This is a genomic window from Streptomyces sp. NBC_01525 (assembly GCF_045040405.1).
In the GTDB taxonomy this organism is placed as follows: domain Bacteria; phylum Actinomycetota; class Actinomycetes; order Streptomycetales; family Streptomycetaceae; genus Streptomyces; species Streptomyces benahoarensis.
Genome location: NZ_CP109397.1, coordinates 2651642 through 2676677, shown reverse-complemented (window position 1 = coordinate 2676677; position 25036 = coordinate 2651642). Strand labels below are relative to the sequence as shown.

The following is a 25036-nucleotide window of genomic DNA, read 5'->3' as shown; positions in this document are numbered from 1 at the left end:
GCCGCACCAGCAGAGGGGTTAACGCCCATGCCTGACGCACCCACCTGGGACCCGCAGCAGTATCTCCGCCACGCCGCGCATCGCACCCGCCCCTTTTACGACCTCCTCGCCCGTATACCCGAGCTCCCCGCGCGCGGCCGCCCCGCCCGTATCGCCGACCTCGGCTGTGGCCCCGGCAACGTCACCACCGTGCTCGCCGACCGCTGGCCCGACGCCCACATCACCGGCCTCGACAGCTCTTCCCAGATGCTCGCCGAGGCCGCCGCCCTCGCCGGACCCACCCCCGGCGGCGGCCACCTCGACTTCGCCGCCGCCGACGCCACCGACTGGGCCCCCGTCGAGCGCTACGACCTGATCGTCTCCAACGCGGCCCTCCAGTGGGTCCCCAACCATCCCGAGTCCTTCGGCCGCTGGCTCGACGCCCTCACCCCCGGCGGCACCTTCGCCTTCCAGGTCCCCGGCAACTTCACCGCCCCCAGCCACGCCCTGCTGGGCGAGCTGTGCGACGCCCCCCAGTGGCGCGACCGCCTCGCCGGTCACGGCCACCGCTACGTCCACATCCTTCAGCCGGCCGACTACCTCGACCTCCTCACCGACCTCGGCTGCACCACCGACGTCTGGGAGACCACCTACGTCCAGCTCCTCCAGGGCGAGGACCCCGTCCTCGACTGGGTCAAGGGCACCGCCCTGCGCCCCGTCCTCACCGCCCTCGCCGACGACCCGCCCGCCCGCGAGGAATTCCTGGCCCAATACCGCGACCTGCTCCGCAAGTCCTACCCGACGGGCCGCCACGGCACGGCCTTCCCCTTCCGCCGCATCTTCGCGGTGGCCCGGCGGGGGTAGCGGCCTTCCTCCAGGCCACGCCCCTTCGCCCCGGGCGCCCGCGGCGAAGGGACGCCCGCGTCAGCCGTACCAGGTGGCGTTGCAGACGTAGACGCACCGGTGGCGGGGCACCGCCAGGAAGCTGAGGAAGCCGCGTCCGCGCATCAGGTCGAATTCCCGGAGGCCGCCTTCCCGGTCGAAGGGGCGGCCGACCTTCGCCGCTTCCGGGCCCAGCGCGGCCAACTCGGTCGTCAGCCGCTCGACCTCGGCCACGACGCCGGGCGGCAGCCCTTCGGTGACGTATGCGGCGCTCGGGTTGTAGTCCCAGGTCCACTCCGTCACAGCTGGGCCTCCGCCTCCGCCGCCTCCTGGATCCGGCGGATCTCGGCGATGGCGTCCGAGGGGTCCTGCTCGCCGTCGGCCACGATCCGCTCCAGCTCGTGCAGGCGGGCGGCGCGCTCCGGATGGCGTTCGATCGCGACGAAGACCGCCCATGAATGGACGAAGGCCCGCAACGGCGCGAGGCTCTGCGTCTGCTGCGCGTTCGTCGTGGCCTCGAAGAGATGCTGGGTCAGCGCCGGAATCCGGCTCGGGGCGATACGGGCGACCGCCGCCCGCAGCGCATCCGGCGTGAGTTCGGGCATGGGCAGCAGCGGCCCGTAGGGGCTGTCGGACTGAGCGCTCACGGCGACCTCCGGTGCGGTACGGACTTCGTACAGTACCGACACCCGACGCCCGCGCCGGAACCCCCGGCGTGGGCCCTCAATTCTTCCGATGCCCCACCAGTCGAGGCTTGGCCTCCAGGCCGTCCAGGCCGTGCCAGGCGAGGTTCACCAGGTGGGCGGCGACCTCCGCCTTCTTCGGCTTGCGGACGTCCAGCCACCACTGGCCGGTCAGGGCGACCATGCCGACCAGCGCCTGCGCGTACAGCGGTGCCAGCTTCGGGTCGAAACCGCGGGCCTTGAACTCCAGGCCCAGGATGTCCTCCACCTGCGTGGCGATATCGCTGATCAGCGACGCGAAGGTGCCCGTCGACTGCGCGACGGGGGAGTCCCGCACCAGGATGCGGAAACCGTCCGTGAACGTCTCGATGTAGTCGAGCAGCGCGAACGCCGCCTGTTCGAGGAGTTCCCGCGGGTGACCGGCGGTGAGCGCGCCCGTCACCATGTCCAGCAGCTGCCGCATCTCGCGGTCGACGACCACCGCGTACAGCCCCTCCTTGCCGCCGAAGTGCTCGTACACCACCGGCTTGGAGACGCCCGCCTTCGCGGCGATCTCCTCCACCGACGTGCCCTCGAAGCCCCGCTCGGCGAAGAGCGTGCGGCCGATGTCCAGCAGTTGCTCACGGCGCTCCGCGCCCGTCATCCGGACCCGGCGGGGCCTCCTCCCGCCCCCGCCGGAGGAGGAAGACTTGCCCTTGTTGCCGTTGCTCACGCTGCTGCCGTCGATCGCCACCCGACAATCATGCCGCCTGGGCGGCCTTTCCCTTGCGCCGGGCATCGATGCGGGACGCATGAGGCCACCGCACGTCGTACGCCCAGCCCGCCTTCTCGAACCAGCGGATCAGCCGCGCACTCGAATCCAGCTGCCCCCGCAGCACCCCGTGACGCGCGCAGGTGGGGTCCGCGTGGTGCAGGTTGTGCCACGACTCACCGCACGACAGGACCGCCAGCCACCACACGTTCCCCGACCGGTCCCGCGACTTGAACGGCCGCTTGCCCACCGCGTGGCAGATGGAGTTGATCGACCACGTCACATGGTGCAGCAGCGCCACCCGGACCAGCGAACCCCAGAAGAACGCCGACAGCGCACCCGCCCACGACAGCGTCACCAGCCCGCCCACCAGCGGCGGGACCAGCAGCGACACCGCCGTCCACAGCACGAACTGCCGCGAGACCGCCCGGAGCGCAGGGTCCTTGACCAGATCCGGTACGTACTTGTGCTGCGGCGTCTGCTCCTCGTCGAACATCCAGCCGATGTGCGCCCACCACAGGCCCTTCAGCAGCGCCGGGACCGTCTCGCCGTACCGCCACGGCGAATGCGGGTCGCCCTCCGCGTCGGAGAACTTGTGGTGCCTGCGGTGATCCGCCACCCAGCGCACCAGCGGCCCCTCCACCGCCAGCGACCCCATGATCGCCAGCGCGATCCGCAACGGCCGCTTCGCCTTGAACGCGCCGTGCGTGAAGTACCGGTGGAAGCCGATCGTGATGCCGTGGCAGCCCACGTAATACATCACCACCAGCAACCCCAGATCCAGCCAGCTCACCCCCCACCCCCACGCCAGCGGCACCGCCGCGGCCAGCGCCAGGAACGGCACCGTGATGAACAGCAGCAGTGTGATCTGCTCGACGGAACCCTTGCTGTCACCGCCCAGCGTCGCCGACGGCAGCGGCGTACCGGGTCTGGGTGACTCTTCGACGGTCTGCGGATCAGCGGTCATGTGGTGTCCCTCGTCGGGGGCTCGGGGCACGGCTACGGAACCGTAACCTACGGTTTCGTAAGTATGGCAGCGCGGATGCCCCGGACAAGGCTGTGACAGGCCCGTACCCGCCAGCGGGGTGCCCCGCCGTCCCGCCCCGCCGCGACCGCCTCGCCGCCCCCGCCCGCCCCTGACCTGCGGCCCCGCCCGGACGGCCGGTTCCCAGCCGGTGGACGGTGTGACCACCCTCCGAACGGGAGACCTATCCTGGTGGGCGTCGGACAGCGCGGTCCGCAACCCGCCCACAAGCCCGGACGTGCACCCCGTCGCCCGCGCCCCACCCGCAAGAAGGAGCCGCGAAGCGACGCACCTCCCGGGCCGTCGCCCGCCGCGCCCCGGGACCGCACAGGCCCCGGACCGGTACGGCACGACGCCCCGCCCAGATCGCCGCAAGGAGCCGCACCTGTGAGCAGCGCCGACAACACCTCCGCCGCCGAGATCAGCGCCCCCGGAAGCAGCCGGCCGGACCGGCCGGGCACGACCAGCGACAACGGCGACCACACCGCCCTGCGCGCCGACATCCGCCGCCTGGGCGACCTCCTCGGCGAAACCCTCGTCCGCCAGGAAGGGTCCGAACTCCTCGACCTCGTCGAACGCGTCCGCGCCCTGACCCGCTCCGACGGCGAGGCCGCCGCCCGGCTCCTCGGCGACACGGACCTGGCCACCGCCGCCAAGCTGGTCCGCGCCTTCTCCACCTACTTCCACCTCGCCAACGTCACCGAGCAGGTCCACCGCGGCCGCGAGCTGCGCGCCCGCCGCGCCGCGGAAGGCGGCATCCTCAGCCGCACCGCCGACATGCTCAAGGACGCCGACCCCGAGCACCTGCGGGAGACCGCCGCCCACCTCGGCGTACGCCCCGTCTTCACCGCGCACCCCACCGAGGCCGCCCGCCGCTCCGTCCTCACCAAGCTCCGCAAGATCGCCGAACTGCTGGAGCACACCGACCCCACCGAGCGCCGCCGCACCGACCTCCGCCTCGCCGAGAGCATCGACCTCATCTGGCAGACCGACGAACTCCGCGTCGCCCGCCCCGAGCCGACCGATGAGGCCCGCAACGCCATCTACTACCTCGACGAACTCGGCCGCGGCGCCGTCGGCGACGTCCTTGAGGACCTCGCCGCCGAACTCGAACGCGTCGGCGCCCCCCTGCCCTCCGGCACCCGCCCCCTCACCTTCGGCACCTGGATCGGCGGCGACCGCGACGGCAACCCCAACGTCACCCCCCAGGTCACCTGGGACGTCCTGATCCTCCAGCACGAACACGGCATCACCGACGCGCTGGAGCACATCGACGAACTCCGCGGCGCCCTCTCCAACTCCATCCGCAACAGCGGCGCCACCGAGGAACTGCTCACCTCCCTCGGCCACGACCTCGAACTCCTCCCCGAGATCAGCCCCCGCTACAAGCGCCTCAACGCCGAGGAGCCCTACCGCCTCAAGGCGACCTGCATCCGCCAGAAGCTCCTCAACACCCGCGACCGCCTCGCCGCCGACACCCCCCACGTCCCCGGCCGCGACTACCTCGGCACCGCCGAACTCCTCGACGACCTCGCGCTCATCCAGACGTCGCTCCGCGCCCACCGCGGCTCCCTCGTCGCCGACGGCCGCCTGGAGCGCACCCTGCGCACCCTCGCCGCCTTCGGCCTCCAGCTCGCCACCATGGACGTCCGCGAACACGCCGACGCCCACCACCACGCCCTCGGCCAGCTCTTCGACCGCCTCGGCGAGGAATCCTGGCGCTACGTCGACATGCCGCGCGAATACCGCCGCAAGCTGCTCGCCAAGGAACTGCGCTCCCGCCGCCCCCTGGCCCCCAGCCCCGCCCCCCTCGACGAGGCCGGAGCCAAGACCCTCGGCGTCTTCCGCACCGTCCTCAAGGCCAAGAAGACCTTCGGCCCCGAGGTCATCGAGTCGTACATCATCTCCATGTGCCAGGGCTCCGACGATGTCCTCGCCGCCACCGTCCTCGCCCGCGAGGCCGGCCTCATCGACCTGCACGCCGGATGGGCCAAGATCGGCATCGTCCCGCTCCTGGAGACCACCGACGAGCTGAAGATCGCCGACCAGCTCCTCGACGAAATGCTCTCCGACCCCTCCTACCGACGCCTCGTCGCCCTCCGCGGCGACGTCCAGGAGGTCATGCTCGGCTACTCCGACTCCTCCAAGTTCGGCGGCATCACCACCAGCCAGTGGGAGATCCACCGCGCCCAGCGGCTGCTGCGCGACGTCGCCCACCGCCACGGCGTCCGCCTCCGCCTCTTCCACGGCCGGGGCGGCACCGTCGGCCGCGGCGGCGGCCCCTCCCACGACGCGATCCTCGCCCAGCCCTACGGAACCCTCGAAGGCGAGATCAAGGTCACCGAGCAGGGCGAGGTCATCTCCGACAAGTACCTCGTCCCCTCCCTCGCCCGCGAGAACCTGGAACTGACCGTCGCGGCCACCCTCCAGGCATCCGCCCTGCACACCGAACCCCGCCAGTCCGACGAAGCGCTCTCCCGCTGGGACGCGGCCATGGAGACCGTCTCCGACGCCGCCCACGGCGCCTACCGCCGCCTCGTCGACGACCCCGACCTGCCCGCGTACTTCTTCGCCGCCACCCCCGTCGACCAGCTCGCCGAACTCCACCTCGGCTCCCGCCCCTCCCGGCGGCCCGACTCCGGCGCCGGACTCGACGGCCTCCGCGCCATCCCGTGGGTCTTCGGCTGGACCCAGTCCCGCCAGATCGTCCCCGGCTGGTACGGCGTCGGCACCGGCCTCAAGGCCGCCCGCGAGGCCGGACTCGACACCGTCCTCGACGAGATGCACACCCACTGGCACTTCTTCCGCAACTTCCTGTCCAACGTCACCATGACCCTGGCCAAGACCGACCTGCGGATCGCCCAGCACTACGTCGACACCCTCGTCCCCGACGAGCTCCGGCACGTCTTCGACACCATCAAGGCCGAACACGCCCTCACCGTCCAGGAAGTCCTCCGCGTCACCGGCGAGAGCGAACTCCTCGACTCCAACCCCGTCCTGCGCCAGACCTTCCACATCCGTGACGCCTACCTCGACCCGATCAGCTACCTCCAGGTCTCTCTCCTGGCCCGCCAGCGCGAGGCCGCCGCCCGCGGCGAAGAGGCCGACCCCGTCCTCGCCCGCGCCCTGCTCCTCACCGTCAACGGCGTCGCGGCCGGCCTCCGCAACACCGGCTGAGCACCACCCCGCACACACCACGGCGGCCCGCCCCCGACTCGGGGAGCGGGCCGCCGCCTTTCTCCGCACATCTGCCTCGCCACGTCCGCGACGAGCCCGGGAACGCCGTACGCGCACCCCGCGACCTCCGTGACGAAGCCGCGCCCCGTACGCCTACAACGCCACCCAGGCCCCCACGAACAACGCCACCCCGCACAGGCCCATCCCCCACGCCGTACGCCGCCACCGCAGCCCACCGGCCACCACCAGCGCCGCCAGCAACAACGCCCCCGCGAACGGCACCCACGCATGCAAGGCCCCGGCCGCCCCCGTACGCACCGCCCGCTCACCATCCGGCCGCAACGCCACCGTGACCCGCTCACCCACACCCGGCGAAGCCGCCTTCACCAGCGACACCCGCGCCCGCCGCCGGCCCTCACCCTCCGGCACGAACGGCCCCGCACACCGCTCGTCGTCACACGACGCCACCGTCAGCGTGCCGTGCTCCCGCCCCGACACCCCCATCGCGTACTGCGCCGACCCCCACGACGTCCACCCGCCCGCCACCAGCAACACCGACGCCACCAGCACCAGCAGCCCGTTCCGGACGAGCAACATCACCCCGAAGGCACTCTCACCCGCCCGCCGCGTACGACTGCGTTTGACCGGCCTGGACCGCACACTCCCTCTGGACATGCCCGGGATCCTTGGCCATGGCCCCACACCCGGTCAACCTCCGGTGACGGCCCCACGCCCCCAGCCGAGCCGCCCCCCGGCCCCAACCCACGCCCTCACCTCACGAGTTGTACGAACTCTGCGCCCGCTCCAACCCCTCCAGCACCAACGTCTCCACCGCGTCCGCCGCACGATCCACGAAGTAGTCCAGCTCCTTACGCTCCGCCGAACCGAAATCCTTCAACACGAAATCCGCCACCGGCATCCGCCCCGGCGGCCGCCCGATCCCGAACCGCACCCGGTGATACTCCGCACCCGACGACTTCGTGATCGACTTCAGACCGTTGTGCCCGTTGTCGCCGCCCCCCAGCTTCAACCGCAGCGCACCGTAATCGATGTCCAACTCGTCATGCACCGCGACAATCCGCTCCACCGGCACCTTGTAGAAATCCCGCAGCGCCGACACCGGACCACCCGACAGATTCATGAACGACATCGGCTTGGCCACCACCACCCGACGGCTCCCCGGACCCGGCGGACCCACCCGGCCCTCCACCACCTGCGCCCGCGCCTTGTGCGCCTTGAACTTCCCCCGCATCCGCTCCGCCAGCAGATCCGCCACCATGAACCCCACATTGTGACGATTGCCCGCATACTCCGGACCCGGATTACCCAGCCCCACCACAAGCCACGGCCCGGCCTCCGCCATCTCCACCACTCCCGCATCCGCCCGGCACCACACCGAGCACCCGACCGGCCCGCCACACCACGGGCCACCAAAACAACCCAACCGCCACCCCGCACCCGAAGGCGCGCGGCGGCGGTTGGAAAACGCCCTACCGGACGGCAGGGGCGACGGATCAGCCCTCGGCCGAAGCACCCTCGGCCGACTCCGCGGCAGCCTCGGCCTGCGCCGCGACGACCTGCAGCACGACGACGTCGTCCTCGACGGCCAGCGACGAACCGGCCGACAGCACGACATCCTTCGCCAGCACCGTGTCACCCGCGGTCAGACCAGCAACCGACACCGTCACGGACTCCGGAAGGTGCGTCGCCTCGGCCTCGATCGGCAGCGTGTTCAGCAGGTGCTCCAGCAGGTTCGCACCCGGAGCCAGGTCGCCCTCGGTCACGATCGGCACCTCGACGGTGACCTTCTCGCCCTTCTTCACGGACAGGAAGTCCACGTGCACCAGGAAGCCACGGATGGCCTCACGCTGCACCGCCTTGGGGATGACCAGCTCGTCCTTGCCGTCCACGTCCAGACGCAGCAGCACGTTCGGGGTCTTCAGCGCCATCATCAGCGCGTGGTTGTGGATCGCCACGTGCTTCGGCTCCGCACCGTGCCCGTAAATCACCGCGGGAACCAGCTCCGCACGACGCGCACGACGCGCCGCACCCTTACCGAAATCGGTACGTACCTGGGCGGTGAGCTTGACCTCAGCCATGACTGCACTCCTCGTATCTCAGGAAACCGCTGACCGTTACCCGGCCCACGACAGACCTGCTACGAAGAGCGCGTCGATTACGGACCCACCGCACACACAGGTGCGGCCTCCCTCGCCGAGCAACTCCATGAGTCTACCCGGCCGGGAGGCCGCCCCAAAGTCGATCACCAGCACCGAAACCGCCACCGGAAAACCCGGCAACCGGCCACCACCGGCATCAACGCAACGATCAGCGCATCGCCGATCGGCGCCTCACTGCTCGTCGAACAGGCTCGTCACCGAACCGTCCTCGAACACCTCACGGAGCGCCCGCGCCACCGTCGGCGCCATCGACAGCACCGTGATCTTGTCCAGCTCCAGCTCCGAAGGCGTCGGCAGCGTGTTCGTGAACACGAACTCACTCACCTTCGAATTCTTCAGCCGGTCCGCCGCCGGACCCGACAGCACACCGTGCGTCGCCGTCACGATCACATCCGCCGCACCGTTCGCGAACAACGCGTCCGCCGCCGCACAGATCGTGCCACCCGTGTCGATCATGTCGTCGACCAGGACACACACCCGGTCCTTCACATCGCCGACGACCTCATGGACCGTGACCTGATTCGCCACGTCCTTGTCACGCCGCTTGTGCACGATCGCCAGCGGCGCACCCAACCGGTCACACCACCGGTCCGCCACCCGCACCCGGCCCGCGTCCGGCGACACCACCGTCAGCTTGTTCCGGTCCACCTTCGCGCCCACGTAATCCGCCAGCACCGGCAGCGCGAACAGATGGTCCACCGGACCATCGAAGAAGCCCATGATCTGATCCGTGTGCAGATCGATCGTGACGATACGGTCCGCACCCGCCGTCTTCATCAGATCCGCGATCAGCCGCGCCGAAATCGGCTCACGGCCACGGTGCTTCTTGTCCTGACGCGCATAACCGTAGAACGGCACGACCACGGTGATGCTCCGGGCCGAAGCCCGCTTCAACGCATCAATCATGATCAGCTGTTCCATGATCCACTTATTGATCGGAGCCGTGTGGCTCTGAATCAAAAAGCAGTCCGCGCCACGAGCCGACTCCTGATAGCGAACGTAGATCTCACCATTGGCGAAGTCGAACGCCTTCGTCGGGACCAGGCCGACACCCAGCTGGTGCGCGACCTCCTCGGCCAGCTCGGGGTGTGCGCGGCCGGAGAAGAGCATCAGCTTCTTCTCGCCGGTCGTCTTGATCCCGGTCACAGCAAATCTCCTCGAATTCCTGTTTGCGTGCGCTCAACACGGTACGCCCCGCACGGCGCACCCCAGCACGGTCAGCGCTCGCCCTCGGACTCCTGGCGAGCGGAAGAAGCGGCCTGCGCGGCGGCGCTCCCGGGCCGCTTACGCGCGACCCAACCCTCGATATTCCGCTGCTGGCCACGCGCGACCGCCAACGAACCCGGGGGCACATCCTTGGTGATGACCGAACCCGCCGCGGTGTACGCGCCGTCCCCGATCGTGACGGGAGCCACAAACATGTTGTCCGACCCCGTCTTGCAATGCGAACCGACCGTGGTGTGATGCTTCGCCTCACCGTCGTAATTCACGAAAACACTCGCCGCGCCGATATTGGTGTACTCACCGATCGTCGCATCCCCCACATACGACAGATGAGGCACCTTCGTCCCCTCACCGATCGACGCGTTCTTCATCTCGACATACGTACCGGCCTTGGCGTTCGCCCCCAGCACCGTCCCCGGACGCAGATACGCATACGGACCCACCGACGCCCCCGCACCGATCTGAGCACCCTCGGCCACCGTGAACGACGCCACCGCGCCCTCACCCACCACCGTGTCCGCGAGCCGCGAATGCGGACCCACCTCGGCGCCCGAAGCCACCCGCGTCGCACCCAGCAACTGCGTCCCCGGATGCACCACCGCGTCCGGCCCGAAGCCGACGGTCACATCCACCCACGTCGACGCCGGATCCACCACCGTCACACCGGCCAGCATCGCCCGCTCCAACAACCGCTCGTTCAGCAGTCGCCGCGCCTGCGCCAACTGCACCCGGTTGTTGATCCCCAGAATCTCCCGGTGATCCCCGGCCACCGCCGCACCCACCCGGTGCCCGGCCTCCCGCAGAATCCCCAGCACATCCGTGAGGTACTCCTCACCCTGGCTGTTGTCCGTCCGCACCTTGCCCAGCGCCTCGGCCAGCAACCGCGCATCGAACGCGAACACCCCGGAATTGATCTCCCGGATCGCCCGCTGTGCCGGACTCGCGTCCTTGTGCTCGACGATCTCCGTCACCGCGCCGTTCGCGCCGTCCCGCACGATCCGGCCGTACCCCGTCGCGTCCGGCACCTCGGCCGACAGCACCGTCACGGCGTTCCCGTCCGCGGCGTGCGTCTCGCTGAGGCGGCGCAGCGTCTCGCCCGTCAGCAGCGGCGTGTCTCCGCACACCACCACGACGGTGCCGTCCAGCGCCGCACCGCCGGCGGTCAGCTCCTCCAGGCCCATCCGCACGGCGTGCCCGGTGCCGTTCTGCTCGTGCTGCACGGCGGTACGGACCGACGGGTCGATCTCGGTCAGGTGTGCCCGGACCTGGTCGCGTGCGTGGCCCACGACGACGACGAGGTGCTCGGGGTCCAGCTCGCGGGAGGCGGCGACGACGTGTCCGACGAGAGACCGCCCGCAGATCGCGTGGAGGACCTTGGGGGTCGCCGATTTCATGCGGGTTCCCTCACCCGCGGCGAGAACGACGACGGCCGCCAGTGGGGTCTCCCCCGTCCGAGCGGAGCCGAGAACGGGAGGAAGGTTGGCGCTCACGGAGGTGCCCTTCGGCTTCTTGGCTACTTCGGGTGGTGGACATCCGAAGGATACCGGGGCGTATTCCTGGAGAAACGCATGCGGGTCCCGACCTGTCGGTCGGGACCCGAACTTTGCTCTGCTCCCCTGCCAGGACTCGAACCCGGACAGATGGCACCAAAAGCCACAGTGCTGCCAATTACACCACAGGGGAACGAAACGGCTAAAACGGACGCTTCGTCAGCTCGGCTGCTTCGCTCCCAACACTATGCCGTACCACCAGCCTTCGATGCGACGGTATAGGTCAGCGCCTCCCAGGACTCGGATCACCAGGCAGCCGTGATAGCCCTCTCCGGTGTTCTTGCGCACGGTCTTGGGGTGGTGCTTCTTGAGCGCTGTCCTGCCGAGGGCGGATACGTCGATTCCGGCCAGGTCGGCCCAGTGGCGCTCGGCGGCCGGGACATCGGCCGACTCGTGAATCATCACGTGGCAGCGCAGGCCCTGGGGCTCGATGCCCAGCAGCTTCAGCCACGCCAGGTGGACCGTGATCACGTCGGGGTCGCTGGAACGTGCACGTGCGCTCTTCGGGGGGCCGGGGTGGGCGCCCGTAGGCTGGTCGGCATGAGCGCTACGGGGGCAGACGGAGAGGCCGGAGCGCGGGTGCGTGCCGCGCCCGCACGGGGGTCGTGGTGGTGGGCCCGGCGGCGCAGTGCCGTGCTGGACGTGGTGCTGGCGTTGCTGTCGACGCTGGAGTGCGTGGTGGAGGGCGCGTCGTTCTCGGACGACGTGGGGCTGCCGGGGCCGGTCGGGATGCTGCTGGGGCTGGTGGCCGGGCCGGTGCTGTTGGTGCGTCGGCGGTGGCCGGTGGTCGTGGTGCTGGTGTCGATCGCGGTGACGCCGGCGGACATGGGTGTGCTGTTGGGGGTAGTGGGCCTCTACACGCTGGCGGCGTCCGATACGCCGCGGCGGACGACGGCGTTGCTGGCGGGGATGACGGTGGCGGGGACGTTGGTGTCGACGTTCCTGAACCTGCGGCAGGAGGTGGCGGCGGATCCGGATTTCCAGCCGCCGCTGTGGTTCGTGCCGGTGATGTCGGTGGCGATGGGGCTGGTGGTGACGGCGCCGCCGGTGCTGTGGGGGCTGTATGTGGGGGCCCGGCGGCGGTTGGTGGAGAGCCTGCGGGAGCGGGCTGACGGTTTGGAGCGTGAGCTGTCGCTGTTGGCGGACCGTGCGGAGGAGCGGGCGGAGTGGGCCCGTAACGAGGAGCGGACGCGGATCGCGCGGGAGATGCACGACGTGGTGGCGCACCGGGTGTCGTTGATGGTGGTGCATGCGGCGGCGTTGCAGGCGGTGGCGTTGAAGGATCCGGAGAAGGCGTCGCGGAACGCGGGTTTGGTGGGGGACATGGGGCGCCAGGCGTTGACGGAGTTGCGGGAGATGTTGGGGGTGCTGCGGACGGCGGAGGGGGCCGGTGGGCGTCCGGTGTCGGGGGTGTCGGGCGAGCCGGAGCGGTTGGCGGCGGTGGCGTCGAAGGCGGCGGCGCAGGCGGGGGTGAAGGCGCCGGTGCCGGGTGCGGCGGCCGTGGGGGCTGAGGCCGAGGGGCCGTCGTTGGCGGAGCTGGCGGAGTTGGTGGGTCAGTCGCGGGCGGCGGGGATGGCGGTGGTGTTGTCGGTCGACGGTGTGGAGGGCGCGGGTGTGCCGGGGCGGTATGCGACAGGGGTGGAGCAGACCGTGTACCGGGTGGTGCAGGAGGCGCTGACGAATGTGCACAAGCATGCGCCGGGGGCGCGGGCCCGGGTGCGGTTGGCGCATCGGGTGGCGGAGGTCGCGGTGCAGGTGGAGAACGGTCCGTCGGACGGTGCGGCGGCTCCGGCGGGGTTGCCGAGCGGGGGGAACGGTCTGGTGGGGATGCGGGAGCGGGTGACGGCGCTGGGGGGTGCGTTCGTGGCCGGTCCGACGGATGCGGGGGGTTTCCGGGTGTCGGCGGTGGTGCCGGTGGCCGGGGCGGCTTCGGGTGCGGGTGCCGGGGCGGCTTCCGGTGGTGGGGTGGCCGCCGGGGGGTGAGGTCGGGGGCTCGAAGTGTTGCCCGCCCGCCGCTCGCCTGCCCGTGCTCGCCGCTCGCCCGCCGCCCGCCGCTCGCCTGCCGCGTGCTCGCCGCCTGCCTGCCGTGTGCTCGCCGCTCGCCGCCCGCCGGTCGGGGGCGGCCCGCCCGACGCCGTCGTTGGCGTCCCGGTCGTCAGTGCGTGGCCGCCGCTTGAGCGCGCCCCGGCGAGGGATCTGTACGCCTATGAGGCCCCGCCCCTCCTCATGGCCGTACGCCCTCCATCGCCGTAGGAGTCGTATCCGTAGCGGCTCGGGCTGGGTGGCGGCCGGGGTGTGAAGCCCCAGGTCAGGACCCTTCTGGTCGTACCAGGCGGCTCGGCCGTGTGCCCAGGATCAGGGTGTTGAGGGCGTGGTCGATGGTGGGGCCGAGGTACCAGTCGCCGGTGTGGTCGAGGCTGTAGACGCGGCCTTCGGTGTCGATGGCGAGGAGGGCCTGGGGGTGTCCGGCGGTGTGGGTGCCGCTGAGTTCCTCGCGGCCGAGGGGGGAGACGTCGGTGTCGAGGGCGCGGCCGAGGTCGCCGAGGGTGCGGGCGAGGTGGAGACCGTGGAGGGGGTCGATGGTGAAGGGGGTGGGGGCGATGTGGCGGCCGGGGCCGGGGCCGGTGAGGTGGAGGCCGCCGAATTCGGCCCATGCCTCGACGGCGGCGGGGAAGACGGTGTGGCGGTGGCCGGCGGGGGAGGTGTGGTCGCGGAGGGTGTCGGCCCAGTGTTCGGCGTGCTTGATGTCCCAGCGGCCGGGGGTCCAGCCGGCTTTTTGGAGGGCGACGTCGACGGCCGGGGGGAAGCGGGTGGAGCCGGCGCGGTCGCGGGGGTCGGTGGCGGGCACGGTGGTGGTCAGCTCCCTGCGGGCGTGTTGCCGATGGGCATGACGCCGAAGTGGGCGAGGAGCGCGTCGCAGGAGCGGCAGGGGGGTGCGTAGCTGCCGTGCAGGGGGTCGCCGTCCTCGCGGATGTGACGGGCGGTGATCTTGGAGTGTTTCAGGGAGCGGCGGGCTTCGCCGTTGGTGAGGGGTTTGCGGGAGGCACGTTTGCCGCGGTTGCTCTCGACGGCGGTGAGGTGGCGGGAGAGCAGGACGGCTTCGGGACAGCGGCCGGTGAACCGTTCGCGCTGGGCGGTGGAGAGGGCGTCGAGGAAGTCCTGGACGAGGGGGTGGAGCGGGGGCGGTTGTTCGGCCTTGCTCGCGGTGGAGGTGAGGGTGGCGCCGCGGACGGAGAGGGCGGCGCCGACGGTGGGGAGGATGCCGTCGCGGCGGTGGCGGAGCGTGGGGGTGTGCCCGTCATCGGCGGTGCCGCTCCAGCCGATGCGGGGGTCGCCGGTGGCGGCGGTGTGGTGTGCCGTGGTGCTCATACGGTGCTTCCCTCCCTGCAAACCCCCCGGTTGCGGGGGTCAGCCTGCCAAATGTCCCGGGTGTTCCGGTAGTCGGGCATGCCGTGGAGGGCGTCACGGCCGGGTGACAGTGTGTTGCGGGTGGGGTAAGAGGGCTGGTTGGGGTAGGTGTGACGGGTGGGGCGTGGTGGCGGGGGCGGTGGCGTTTGTAGGGGTTCGGCGGGGCGGTGCGGAGGGCGTCCGGTACCTGCGGTCGCCCTTGCGGTACGGCATAGGCTGTGCGCAGTAGCCAGATTCAGCCAGGGGGCACCGCGATGACGACAGGTCGGCTCGGGCAGCATGCCGCGCCACCGAACACCGCTTATGCCGGGCAGCTCGTGCGTTTCCCGGATCCGGTCCGTGCCGCCCGGCACCCCGCGGGGGTGCGGATGGACGGGCGGGGTTTTCCGTCGTTCACGCCGTATGCGCGGGCGGCCGTGGAGATCGCCGAGCCGCCGGAGGGTTTCGGTGTCGACGAGCTGCGGTTGACGGACTACGTGTCGGCGAACGCGGCGATGCATGCGCGGCGGCACGAGCTGTGGGCGGATGGTCCGGCGGTGGCGACGCCGCACGGCTGGACGTGGCATCACGTCGCGGGGACGCGGCGGTTGGAGCTGGTTCCCGTCGAGGTGAAGGCGTTGCTGCGGCACCACGGCGGGCTGGCGACGGCGGCGGTGGCGCACGACAAGCGGGGCACCCGGCCGTTGCAGGAGACGCGTCCGGTGCACTTCGGGCTGGCGCACCGGGGGATCTCGGTGGGCGAGGAGCAGGTGGCGCAGGCGGAGGAGGCGCTGGGGTGCCGGCTGCCGGGTGCGTACCGGTCGTTCCTGAAGGCGGCGGGGGGCTGTGCGCCGGTGGGGGTGGGCCTGGATGCGGAGTTGGGGCTGCTGGTGGACCAGCCGTTCTTCACGGTGCGCGATGACGCGGCGGTGAACGATCTGGTCTATGTCAACAAGTGTCTGCGTGATCACCTGACCAAGGACTATCTGGGGGTGGCGTTCGCGCAGGGCGGGTTGCTCGCGGTGAAGGTGCGGGGCGCGGACGTGGGCTCGGTGTGGTTCTGCCCGTACGACGATGCGCGGGACCGGGACGGGTGGACGGTGCAGGAGCGGGCGGAGCGGCTGTTGCTGCCGTGCGGTGCGGATTTCGACGCGTTCCTGGAGCGGCTCGCGGGGAATCCGCCGGAGCTGGAGACGGTGGCGAATCTGATGGTGGACGGTGGCTTCGCGCAGGTCGTCCCGGTGGAGGGGTGAGCGCGGTGGTGACGTTCGCGCAGGCGCAGGAGCGTGCGGAGCTGTGGGTCAACGGCGACGTACCGGCGCAGCTCCAGCGTGAGGTGCGGGTGCGGGAGTTCGACCTCGGGTTCGTCGCGTGGGCGGAGGACCGGGAGGACGGTCCGGGGTCCGACGGGGGCCGCAGCCGGTTGGTGATCGCGCGGGACAGCGGGGAGACGACGCTGTGGCCGGGGTTGCCGGTGGGTGAGGTGATCCGGCGGTACGAGGAGGAGTACGGCGCGGCGGCGGCGCGTCCGGCGGCGGTGGTGGCGCCGCGGATCGATCTGGAGGCGACATCGTTCCTGCTGACGCCGCCGGAGTGGTTGCAGGAGGCGGCGGATGCGCGCGCCGGGACGTCCGGAGGGGCGGCTGTGGTGGATGTGCCCGCTGCGGCCCCCGCGTCCGCTCCCGCGGCCGGTGGCCCGGTCGGTGGGGACAGCGCGGCCGATGCCTGGGCCGGGGTGAATGTGACGCCGGGGGCCGGTGGCGGTCCCGGGGCGGATGAGGACGACGACCGGTCCGTGGCGCCGCCGCAGACGGTGTTCGCGCCGCCGCTGGCCGGTCTCGACGAGGTCGGCGAGGAGGACGGGGCGGACGCCGTCGCGCCGCGGAACAGCCCCGAGGCGCAGACCCAGCTGCTGCGGGGCGGCAGTCAGTTGCCGCGTACGCAGGTCGCCCCGGCGGCCGAGCGGCAGGCGTCCGAGGGCGCGTCCGGTACGCCGGGGGCTGACGGGGCGTCCGGTGCGGGTGCGGCGGGTGACTCCGGTGCGTCCGGTGGCGTGGGTGCGGCGGCCGGTGGGCCGGTGCCGCCGATGCCGTCGGCGCCGCCCGCGGGGCGGGGGCTGGCGGATCTGCCGCCGCCGTCCGGCCCGCCGGTCGCCGAGGTGCCGCCGCCGCAGGGCGCCACGCCCGCCGCGTCCGGTCCGCCCGCGCCGCCCGCCGCCGGTGGTGGTGTGCACGCGGCGGCGACGGTGCTGGCCGCGGGTGCCGCGGTGCCCGCCGACGCGGCCGGTCCGCCGCCGCCTCCCGGGGTGCCCGGTGCGGAGAAGGCCGCTTCCGGCGGTACGGGCGGGCCCGCCGGAGGCTACGTACCGACGCAGTTGGTCTCGCAGTTGGACGGCGGGGGTCTGGACCTGGGCGCGGTGGACGGGGCCGACGGTGCGCCGGGCGGGGCCGGTTCCGGCGCGGCCGGGGGCGGGGTGCATGCCGCGGCGACGATGCTGGCGTCCGGTGCCGCGCTGCCCGATCCGGCGGCCGGTGGCCCCGGCGCGGGCGGCCCCGGCGTGCCGCCGCCGCCCGGCCCGCCCGGTGCGCCGAAGCCGCCCGGTGCCCCCAAGTCCGGTGGTACGGGCGGGAGTTCGGGCGCGGGTCCGGACGGTCCGCCGCCGCCTCCGCCGGTGCCCTCGGCCGGTGGCGCCGGTGGTGGTGTGCACGCGGCGGCGACGATGCTGGCGTCCGGCGCGGCGGTGCCCGGTCCGGTGGGTCCCGGCCCGGCCGGTGGTCCCGGTGCACCGCAGGGCCCGGGCCCGGCCGCCCCGCCGCCCGCTCCGCCGCAGGGCGCAGGTCCCGCCGCCCCGCCGCAGGGCGCCCCCGGCGCGTACGGCTATCCGCAGGCGCCCAGCGGGGTGCCGACGGTCGGGCCCGGCTACATGGCGGTGCTCAGCTACCGCGCGCCGGACGGGTCCGAGCAGAAGATCGTGCGCCGGTCCGCGCCCGGTACGCCGCACCCGGAGTGGCAACTCCTGCACGAGCTGCGGGGGATGAACATCCCGCCGCAGCAGGTCCTGGAGCTCCACACCGAGCTGGAGTGCTGTGAGGTGCCGGGCGGCTACTGCGCCCGGCTGGTCCGGGACACCTGGCCGCAGGTGCGGATCAGCCACACCGCCGCGTACGGCCGTGACCACGCCTCGCGGCAGCAGGGCGTACGTCATCTCGTCGAGCACCAGGGCGAGTTGCACCAGGTGGCGGACGGTCCGGCGCGGCCCGCCCCGGTGCGGGCGCCGTTGCCGCACCCCTCGCAGGTGCAGCCGGTGCCCCCAGCGCCGCCGCAGGTCATCGGGCAGGAGCTGGAGCAGGCGTTCGGGCCGCAGGCGCTGTTCCGCTTCGATCAGCGGGCGGTCTCCCGGCAGGGCGTGCCGGAGGTCGTCGCGCAGATGCTGGTCTGGGCGGGGCTGCCGGTCGACTTCGGGCCGTTCTTCTGGGCGCAGGCGCAGCCGGGCCGTCCGGTGCCGACGCTGGCGGAGCTGGCGGCGGAGCGCGGGGTGCAGCCGTCGGCTGACGCGGGCTCGTACCTGGTGATGGGCAACGACTTCGGGCGGCAGCTGTGTGTGCAGTACGGCACGGCGCACATCGTGGCGGTGCCGCTGGAGGGGGCGCCGGGCGGGCAGCCCGCGGCGGCGCAGTTCGTCAACAGTGGGCTGCCGGAGTTCACGCGCTGCCTGGCGATGCTGCGCCGGATGTGGCGGCTGCGGTACGGGCTGACCCCGGAGCAGGCGGGCCGCTGGACGGTCGATTTCCAGGCGCAACTGGTGGCGCTCGACCCGCAGGCGCTCGGCTCGCCGGAGACGTGGTGGTCGGTGCTGCTGGAGCAGATGTGGGACGGGCTGCTGTAAGCAGCGTCATGGAAGGGCCGCTGACCACCGGTTTCGGGGGTGAGCGGCCCTTCGCCGTGCGGTGCGCGGTACCGCTCGGGCTGCGGGAGTCGCCCGGCGCGCGGACCATACCGGTATGGAGCAGCTCGGGCAGGAGCCGCCACCGCCGTCCGCGACGACCTACCGCGCCGGGCGGCGCGGCAGGCGCGGCGCCGACAGGGCCGCCGGGACCGGTCGGCGGCCCCGGCGGTGGCTGCGCCGGATTCTGCCGGCGCTGCTGGTCGTGGTGGTGCTGCTGGTCGCCGGGGCCGCGGCGCTGTACCTCTGGGCCGGCGGGCAGGTGCGGCACGTCCCGGCGATCGGCACGTACCCGGGCCGCCCGGCCGCGGGCGCGGGCACGAACTGGCTGCTGGTCGGCTCCGACAGCCGCGCCGGGCTCACCGCGCAGCAGCGCAAGGAGTTGCACGTCGGCAACGACGGCGGGCGGAACACCGACACGGTGATGGTGCTGCACACCGGCGTCCACGGCCCGTATCTGGTGAGCCTGCCGCGCGACAGCTACGTACCGGTGCCGGGCCACGGCCGCCGCAAGATCAACGAGGCGTACGCGGACGGCGGGCCGCAGCTGTTGACCCGCACCGTGGAGCAGGCCACGGGGCTGCGCATCGAGCGGTACGCCGAGGTGAACTTCCTCGGCCTGGTGCAGGTCGTCGACGCGCTCGGCGGGGTACGGATCTGCCCGGAGAAACCGCTGAAGGACGCCCGGTCGGGCGCGGACTTCCGGGCCGGGTGCCAGCACGTCGACGGGCGGCAGGGGCTGGCGTACGCGCGGGCCCGCTACAGCGATCCGCAGGGCGATCTCGGACGGGTGAAGCGGCAGCGGCAGCTGATGGCGGCGGTGGCGGACCGGATGCTGGGCACCGGGATGCTGCTCCATCCGTCCCGCCCGGTCCCGGTGGCGCGCACCACGCTCGCCGCGATCCGGGTGGACGACGGGGCCGGGATGCGGCAGCTGTGGGACCTGGGCTGGTCGATGCGGAAGATCACCGGCGGTGCGGGCCGGGCGGTGACGGTGCCGGTGGCGCGGCCCGGGGTGAGTGTCAGCGGTGCGGGCGATGTGCTGTTGTGGGACACGCCGAGGGCCCGGCTGCTGTTCCAGGCGCTCCGCAGGGATGATCCAATTCCGACTTCTGTCACCAATTGACGCATCCTGTTGGGGTGGGAGCGGCCCACCTGCCGCCTTATGGGCGGTTCGGGCCGCTCCGGAGAGACGAGTGCGGGACGGCGCGTCGGCCGGACACAGCGGTCTGGACGGCGCACCGTCGCGGAGGGCGTGACGGTGCGCGCGCCGGAGAGGGGCTTGAGGATGAGTGCGTCGGTTTCGCCGCAGGGTTTCGTGACCGTACGCGGACGCGGCTACCGCCCGGACGAGGTGGACCGCCGCGTCGCGGGCCTCACCGTGGACCGCGACTCGTGCTGGGAGCGGGTCGCACAGCTCACCGAGGCGGCCGAGGAGCTGGCGGCGGAGCTGGTGGAGCTGCGCGCGTACGTCGCCACGATGCCGCCGCAGACGTACGAGTCCCTGGGCGAGCAGGCCCGGCTGATCCTCACCACCGCCGAGTCCGAGGCGGCGCGGCTGCGCGCCGACGCGGAGCGGGCCGCCGAGGAGCTGCGCGAGGCGACGGTGGCGTACGCGTGCGACACCGGGGAGGCGGCCGACGAGGTGGCGCACGCCCGGCGCAAGGACGCCGAGGGGCGCGGGCAGCGGGCGGTCGACGCGGCGCACGCGGACGCGGCGGCGCGGGTGGGGGCGGCGGAGAAGGACGCCGCCCAGTGGCGCGAGGAGGCCACCGAGGCGCTCCAGGAGATGCGGCGCCGCACCGCCGCGACGCTGGCCGACGCCGAGCAGCGGCAGGCCGACGAGTGGGAGGAGTGCGGCCGGGAGATCGCCGCGCGGGAGGCGGAGACGGCCCGCCGGATCGCGGAGCTGGAGGAGCACGGCCGGGAGGTCGTGGCCCTGACGGAGCGGCGGCACGCGGAGACGGAGGAGGCCGCGCGCCACCGGCAGGAGGACGCCGAGGCCCGCGCCGCCGAGCTGCTGGCCCAGGCGGACGTCGAGGTCGAACGCGTCGAGCGGGTCACCGCCCGCATCCTGCGCGAGCACCAGGAGGAGCGCGATGAGCTGCGCTCCCACATGACCCATGTCCGCAACAGCCTCGCGGCCCTGACGGGCAAGGATCCGGGGGATCTGGCGGGGGCGGACGGGGACGGTACGGCCGCACCGGGCGACGCCGGCGTCCCGGAGGCGGCCGCCCCGGGCCCGGACGGCCCCGCGGGCCCCACGACCGGCCCCGCAGCCGGTGATCTGCGCACCACCGTCAACCCGGACGACGAGGACACCATCGAGACGGAGCTGCCGCGGACGACGTGAGCTGCTCCGGCTCGTACGACGTGAGCCGGTCCGGCTCCACGGCGGGCCGGGCCGACCCGTACGGCGGGGTGACGCCGCCCCGCACGGCGGGGTGCGGAGGCGGCGGGCGGGACAGCCCGCCCGGTGGTCGGAGCCCGTCCGCTCGTGCGGCGGCCTGTCACCGGTCGGGCGTAAGGTGGGCAACCCCGGCCCGTTCGACATGGGGACCGCCCCGGCCCGATCGACGCGCCGGGCTGTTCGCGTTGTTCGCCTCGCTGGGACGGAACCTCTCATGAGCCTTGCTGGTCTGCTCGACGCCGTCGTCAAGGATCCGGCGCTCGCCGAAGCGGTGCGGGCCGGGGCCGACGGCCACCGCCCGCATGTGGACCTCGTCGGCCCGCCCGCGGCCCGCCCCTTCGCGGTGGCGGCGCTCGCCCGGGACGCCGGGCGGCCGGTGCTCGCGGTCACCGCCACCGGCCGGGAGGCCGAGGACCTCGCCGCCGCGCTGCGCACCCTCGTCCCGGCCGGCCAGGAGAACACCATCGCGGAGTTCCCCTCCTGGGAGACGTTGCCGCACGAGAGGCTCTCGCCCCGCTCGGACACCGTCGGCCGCCGCCTCGCGGTGCTGCGCCGCCTCGCCCACCCCAGCCCCGACGACCCGGCCACCGGCCCCGTCTCCGTCGTCGTCGCGCCCATCCGCTCCGTGCTCCAGCCGCAGGTCAAGGGGCTCGGCGACCTGGTCCCCGTCAGCCTGCGCACGGGGCAGAGCGCCGATCTCGGCGAGGTCGTCGACGGGCTCGCGGCCGCCGCGTACGCCCGCGTCGAACTGGTCGAGAAGCGCGGCGAGTTCGCCGTCCGCGGCGGCATCCTGGACGTCTTCCCGCCCACCGAGGAGCACCCGCTCCGCATCGAGTTCTGGGGCGACGATGTCGAGGAGATCCGCTACTTCAAGGTTGCCGACCAGCGGTCCCTGGAGGTCGCCGAGCACGGCCTGTGGGCGCCGCCGTGCCGGGAGCTGCTGCTCACCGACGCCGTGCGGGAGCGGGCCGCCGCCCTCGCCGAGGCCCACCCCGAGCTGGGCGAACTCCTCGGCAAGATCGCCGAGGGCATCGCCGTCGAGGGCATGGAATCCCTCGCGCCGGTCCTCGTCGACGACATGGAGCTGCTGCTGGACGTGCTGCCCGCCGGGAGCATGGCCGTGGTCTGCGACCCGGAGCGGGTCCGCACCCGCGCCGCCGACCTCGTCGCCACCAGCCAGGAATTCCTCCAGGCATCCTGGGCGGCGAGCGCCGGCGGGGGAGAGGCGCCCATCGACCTCGGCGCGGCGTCCCTGTGGGGCATCGCCGACGTCCGCGCCCACGCCCGTGAGCTGGGCATGATGTGGTGGTCGGTCAGCCAGTTCGCCGCCGATGAGGCCACCGCACCCGACGCGGGCGACACCCTCACCCTCGGGATGCACGCCCCCGACGCCTACCGCGGCGACACCGCCCGCGCCCTCGCCGACACCAAGGGCTGGCTCGCCGACGGCTGGCGCACCGTCTACGTCACCGAGGGCCACGGCCCCGCCGCCCGCACCGTCGAGGTGCTCGGCGGGGAGGGTATCGCCGCCCGCCTCGACGCGGAGCTGACGGAGCTGGCGCCGTCCGTCGTCCATGTCGCCTGCGGCTCCCTCGACACCGGCTTCCTCGACCCGGAGCTGCGGCTCGCCGTCCTCACCGAGACCGACCTGTCCGGGCAGAAGGCCGCCGCCAAGGAGCTGGGCCGGATGCCGGCCCGCCGCCGTAAGACCATCGACCCGCTGACCCTCAAGGCCGGCGACTTCATCGTCCACGAACAGCACGGCGTGGGCCGCTACATCGAGATGGTGCAGCGCACCGTCCAGGGCGCCACCCGCGAGTACCTCCTCGTCGAGTACGCGCCCGCCAAGCGCGGCCAGCCCGGCGACCGGCTGTACATCCCCACCGACCAGCTGGAGCAGGTCACCAAGTACGTCGGCGGCGAGGCCCCGACGCTGCACCGCCTGGGCGGCGCCGACTGGACGAAGACCAAGGCGCGGGCGAAGAAGGCGGTCAAGGAGATCGCCGCCGACCTCATCAAGCTGTACTCCGCGCGGATGGCCGCGCCCGGCCACACCTTCGGCCCGGACACCCCCTGGCAGCGCGAGCTGGAGGACGCCTTCCCGTACGCGGAGACACCGGACCAGCTCACCACCATCGCCGAGGTCAAGGAGGACATGGAGAAGTCCGTCCCGATGGACCGGCTGATCTGCGGCGATGTCGGTTACGGGAAGACCGAGATCGCCGTCCGCGCCGCCTTCAAGGCCGTGCAGGACGGCAAGCAGGTCGCCGTCCTCGTCCCGACGACCCTCCTCGTCCAGCAGCACTACGGCACCTTCACCGAGCGGTACGGACAGTTCCCCGTCGCCGTCCGGGCGCTGTCCCGCTTCCAGAGCGACACCGAGTCGAAGGCGACCCTCGAAGGGCTCAAGGACGGTGCCGTCGACATGGTCATCGGCACCCACCGCCTCTTCTCCTCCGAGACGAAGTTCAAGGACCTCGGCCTCGTCATCGTCGACGAGGAGCAGCGGTTCGGCGTCGAGCACAAGGAGCAGCTGAAGAAGCTCCGCGCCAACGTCGATGTGCTGACGATGTCCGCGACGCCCATCCCCCGTACCCTCGAAATGGCCGTCACCGGCATCCGCGAGATGTCGACGATCACCACCCCGCCCGAGGAGCGCCACCCGGTGCTCACCTTCGTCGGGCCGTACGAGCAGAAGCAGATCGGCGCGGCCATCCGCCGTGAACTGCTCCGCGAGGGCCAGGTCTTCTACATCCACAACCGTGTCGAGTCCATCGACCGGGCGGCGGCGCGGCTGCGCGAGATCGTGCCGGAGGCGCGCATCGCGACGGCCCACGGCCAGATGTCCGAACAGGCCCTGGAGCAGGTCGTCGTGGACTTCTGGGAGAAGAAGTTCGATGTGCTGGTCTCCACCACGATCGTCGAGTCCGGCATCGACATCTCCAACGCCAACACCCTCATCGTCGAACGCGGCGACAACTTCGGCCTCTCCCAGCTGCACCAGCTGCGCGGCCGGGTGGGCCGCGGCCGCGGCCGCGGCTACGCCTACTTCCTCTACCCGCCGGAGAAGCCGCTGACGGAGACCGCCCACGAGCGGCTGGCGACGATCGCGCAGCACACCGAGATGGGCGCCGGTATGTACGTCGCGATGAAGGACCTGGAGATCCGCGGCGCGGGCAACCTCCTCGGCGGCGAGCAGTCCGGCCACATCGCGGGCGTCGGCTTCGACCTCTACATCCGGATGGTCGGCGAGGCGGTCGCCGACTACCGTGCGTCGATCGAAGGTGCCGACGGTAAAGCAGCGGAGGAGCCGCCGCTGGAGGTCAAGATCGAGCTGCCGGTCGACGCGCACGTCCCGCACGACTACGCGCCCGGCGAGCGGCTGCGCCTCCAGGCGTACCGGGCCATCGCGGCGGCGTCGAGCGAGGAGGACATCGCGGCGGTCCGCGAGGAGCTGACCGACCGCTACGGCAAGCTGCCCGAGCCGGTGGAGAATCTGCTGCTGGTCGCCGGATTGCGGATGCTGGCGCGGGCCTGCGGCGTCAGCGACATCACCCTCCAGGGCGTAAGCGTCCGCTTCGGGCCGGTGGAGTTGCGCGAGTCCCAGGAGCTGCGCCTCAAGCGCCTCCACCCGCGCTCCATCCTCAAACCGGCCACCCGCCAGGTGCTGGTGCCCCGTCCCACCACCGGCAGGATCGGCGGCAAGCCGCTGGTCGGCCGGGAACTCCTGGCGTGGGTGGGGGAGTTCCTGACGACGATCCTGGGGGCGTGAGCGGGGCGGACGTTCGCGTACGGGCCGGAGGCGGCGGTGCGCCGCCGGGCCCGGCCGCGGTCTCCGGCCCGCCC

19 protein-coding genes, 1 tRNA gene and 1 pseudogene are annotated in these 25036 nt (G+C 72.5%); 8 read left to right on the top strand and 13 right to left on the bottom strand.

The features are described from left to right. Positions 1-27: 27 nt before the first annotated feature. Positions 28-843 (top strand): trans-aconitate 2-methyltransferase, encoded by an 816-nt coding sequence (locus OG422_RS11790; protein ID WP_143941424.1) that lies wholly within the window; start codon positions 28-30, stop codon positions 841-843. Positions 844-903: 60 nt separating this feature from the next. On the opposite strand, the gene OG422_RS11785 is transcribed toward OG422_RS11790, so the two are convergent. From OG422_RS11785 to OG422_RS11770, 4 genes are all read right to left on the bottom strand, one after another. Then, entirely contained in the window at positions 904-1164 is a 261-nt protein-coding gene (locus OG422_RS11785) for a hypothetical protein (protein ID WP_405742547.1), read from the bottom strand. Further along, positions 1161-1508 (bottom strand): DUF6247 family protein, encoded by a 348-nt coding sequence (locus OG422_RS11780; RefSeq protein ID WP_143941426.1) that lies wholly within the window; start codon positions 1506-1508, stop codon positions 1161-1163. Before OG422_RS11780 ends, OG422_RS11785 begins: the two co-directional genes overlap by 4 nt. Before the next feature lie 76 nt (positions 1509-1584). Continuing rightward, positions 1585-2277, bottom strand: coding sequence for a TetR family transcriptional regulator (locus OG422_RS11775; RefSeq protein ID WP_405742544.1), 693 nt, complete (start codon positions 2275-2277; stop codon positions 1585-1587). A gap of 7 nt (positions 2278-2284) precedes the next feature. Then, on the bottom strand, positions 2285-3262 hold the full coding sequence (locus tag OG422_RS11770; RefSeq protein WP_405742542.1) for an acyl-CoA desaturase: 978 nt from the start codon (positions 3260-3262) through the stop codon (positions 2285-2287). 444 nt (positions 3263-3706) lie between these two features. Between OG422_RS11770 and ppc the strand changes: the two genes are divergently transcribed. Further along, complete coding sequence (ppc, locus tag OG422_RS11765) at positions 3707-6496, top strand: phosphoenolpyruvate carboxylase (RefSeq protein WP_405742540.1); 2790 nt, start codon at positions 3707-3709, stop codon at positions 6494-6496. Between the two features lie 153 nt (positions 6497-6649). On the opposite strand, the gene OG422_RS11760 is transcribed toward ppc, so the two are convergent. From OG422_RS11760 to OG422_RS11730, 7 genes and pseudogenes are all read right to left on the bottom strand, one after another. Then, positions 6650-7093 carry a hypothetical protein gene (locus OG422_RS11760; RefSeq protein ID WP_405742538.1) on the bottom strand — a complete coding sequence of 148 codons (444 nt, stop codon included), beginning with the start codon at positions 7091-7093 and terminating at the stop codon, positions 6650-6652. Between the two features lie 178 nt (positions 7094-7271). Next, positions 7272-7859 (bottom strand): aminoacyl-tRNA hydrolase, encoded by a 588-nt coding sequence (gene pth / locus OG422_RS11755; RefSeq protein WP_405747742.1) that lies wholly within the window; start codon positions 7857-7859, stop codon positions 7272-7274. 151 nt (positions 7860-8010) lie between these two features. Beyond that, positions 8011-8595: a 50S ribosomal protein L25/general stress protein Ctc gene (locus tag OG422_RS11750; RefSeq protein WP_405742536.1), complete on the bottom strand. Its 585-nt coding sequence runs from the start codon at positions 8593-8595 to the stop codon at positions 8011-8013. A gap of 252 nt (positions 8596-8847) precedes the next feature. Beyond that, the gene (locus tag OG422_RS11745; protein ID WP_143944145.1) at positions 8848-9822 is read right to left on the bottom strand and encodes a ribose-phosphate diphosphokinase; all 975 of its coding nucleotides are present in this window, start codon (positions 9820-9822) and stop codon (positions 8848-8850) included. Between the two features lie 71 nt (positions 9823-9893). Beyond that, a complete protein-coding gene (gene glmU, locus OG422_RS11740) occupies positions 9894-11336 on the bottom strand; it encodes a bifunctional UDP-N-acetylglucosamine diphosphorylase/glucosamine-1-phosphate N-acetyltransferase GlmU (RefSeq protein WP_349628728.1) in 1443 nt (480 codons plus the stop codon). A gap of 175 nt (positions 11337-11511) precedes the next feature. Continuing rightward, positions 11512-11583: transfer RNA gene (locus OG422_RS11735), tRNA-Gln, on the bottom strand. Positions 11584-11609: 26 nt separating this feature from the next. Then, positions 11610-11936: pseudogene (locus tag OG422_RS11730) on the bottom strand (hypothetical protein); the annotation flags it as partial. 54 nt (positions 11937-11990) lie between these two features. Between OG422_RS11730 and OG422_RS11725 the strand changes: the two are divergent. Beyond that, positions 11991-13433 carry a sensor histidine kinase gene (locus OG422_RS11725; RefSeq protein WP_405742534.1) on the top strand — a complete coding sequence of 481 codons (1443 nt, stop codon included), beginning with the start codon at positions 11991-11993 and terminating at the stop codon, positions 13431-13433. Positions 13434-13758: 325 nt separating this feature from the next. On the opposite strand, the gene OG422_RS11720 is transcribed toward OG422_RS11725, so the two are convergent. After that, on the bottom strand, positions 13759-14298 hold the full coding sequence (locus tag OG422_RS11720) for an SUKH-3 domain-containing protein (RefSeq protein WP_405742532.1): 540 nt from the start codon (positions 14296-14298) through the stop codon (positions 13759-13761). Positions 14299-14306: 8 nt separating this feature from the next. Continuing rightward, positions 14307-14819, bottom strand: a complete 513-nt coding sequence (locus OG422_RS11715; RefSeq protein ID WP_143945709.1) for a YwqJ-related putative deaminase — start codon at positions 14817-14819, stop codon at positions 14307-14309. A gap of 293 nt (positions 14820-15112) precedes the next feature. Between OG422_RS11715 and OG422_RS11710 the strand changes: the two genes are divergently transcribed. From OG422_RS11710 to mfd, 5 genes are all read left to right on the top strand, one after another. Further along, the gene (locus OG422_RS11710) at positions 15113-16090 is read left to right on the top strand and encodes an SMI1/KNR4 family protein (protein WP_143944120.1); all 978 of its coding nucleotides are present in this window, start codon (positions 15113-15115) and stop codon (positions 16088-16090) included. Between the two features lie 5 nt (positions 16091-16095). Further along, positions 16096-18723: an SUKH-4 family immunity protein gene (locus OG422_RS11705; RefSeq protein ID WP_405747740.1), complete on the top strand. Its 2628-nt coding sequence runs from the start codon at positions 16096-16098 to the stop codon at positions 18721-18723. 115 nt (positions 18724-18838) lie between these two features. Continuing rightward, entirely contained in the window at positions 18839-19906 is a 1068-nt protein-coding gene (locus tag OG422_RS11700) for an LCP family protein (RefSeq protein ID WP_405742529.1), read from the top strand. A gap of 162 nt (positions 19907-20068) precedes the next feature. Next, complete coding sequence (locus tag OG422_RS11695) at positions 20069-21133, top strand: cellulose-binding protein (RefSeq protein WP_405742527.1); 1065 nt, start codon at positions 20069-20071, stop codon at positions 21131-21133. Between the two features lie 271 nt (positions 21134-21404). After that, positions 21405-24962 carry a transcription-repair coupling factor gene (gene mfd, locus OG422_RS11690; protein WP_405742525.1) on the top strand — a complete coding sequence of 1186 codons (3558 nt, stop codon included), beginning with the start codon at positions 21405-21407 and terminating at the stop codon, positions 24960-24962. Positions 24963-25036: the final 74 nt, after the last annotated feature.

Excerpts from the sequence above, each read along its gene's own strand:
- OG422_RS11695 (WP_405742527.1), top strand. The coding sequence starts at position 20,069 with ATGAGTGCGTCGGTTTCGCCGCAGGGTTTCGTGACCGTACGCGGACGC.
- OG422_RS11760 (WP_405742538.1), bottom strand. The coding sequence starts at position 7,093 with ATGTTGCTCGTCCGGAACGGGCTGCTGGTGCTGGTGGCGTCGGTGTTG.
- mfd (WP_405742525.1), top strand. The coding sequence starts at position 21,405 with ATGAGCCTTGCTGGTCTGCTCGACGCCGTCGTCAAGGATCCGGCGCTC.
- pth (WP_405747742.1), bottom strand. The coding sequence starts at position 7,859 with ATGGCGGAGGCCGGGCCGTGGCTTGTGGTGGGGCTGGGTAATCCGGGT.
- OG422_RS11750 (WP_405742536.1), bottom strand. The coding sequence starts at position 8,595 with ATGGCTGAGGTCAAGCTCACCGCCCAGGTACGTACCGATTTCGGTAAG.
- OG422_RS11715 (WP_143945709.1), bottom strand. The coding sequence starts at position 14,819 with ATGAGCACCACGGCACACCACACCGCCGCCACCGGCGACCCCCGCATC.
- OG422_RS11790 (WP_143941424.1), top strand. The coding sequence starts at position 28 with ATGCCTGACGCACCCACCTGGGACCCGCAGCAGTATCTCCGCCACGCC.
- OG422_RS11770 (WP_405742542.1), bottom strand. The coding sequence starts at position 3,262 with ATGACCGCTGATCCGCAGACCGTCGAAGAGTCACCCAGACCCGGTACG.
- OG422_RS11725 (WP_405742534.1), top strand. The coding sequence starts at position 11,991 with ATGAGCGCTACGGGGGCAGACGGAGAGGCCGGAGCGCGGGTGCGTGCC.
- OG422_RS11700 (WP_405742529.1), top strand. The coding sequence starts at position 18,839 with ATGGAGCAGCTCGGGCAGGAGCCGCCACCGCCGTCCGCGACGACCTAC.
- OG422_RS11710 (WP_143944120.1), top strand. The coding sequence starts at position 15,113 with ATGACGACAGGTCGGCTCGGGCAGCATGCCGCGCCACCGAACACCGCT.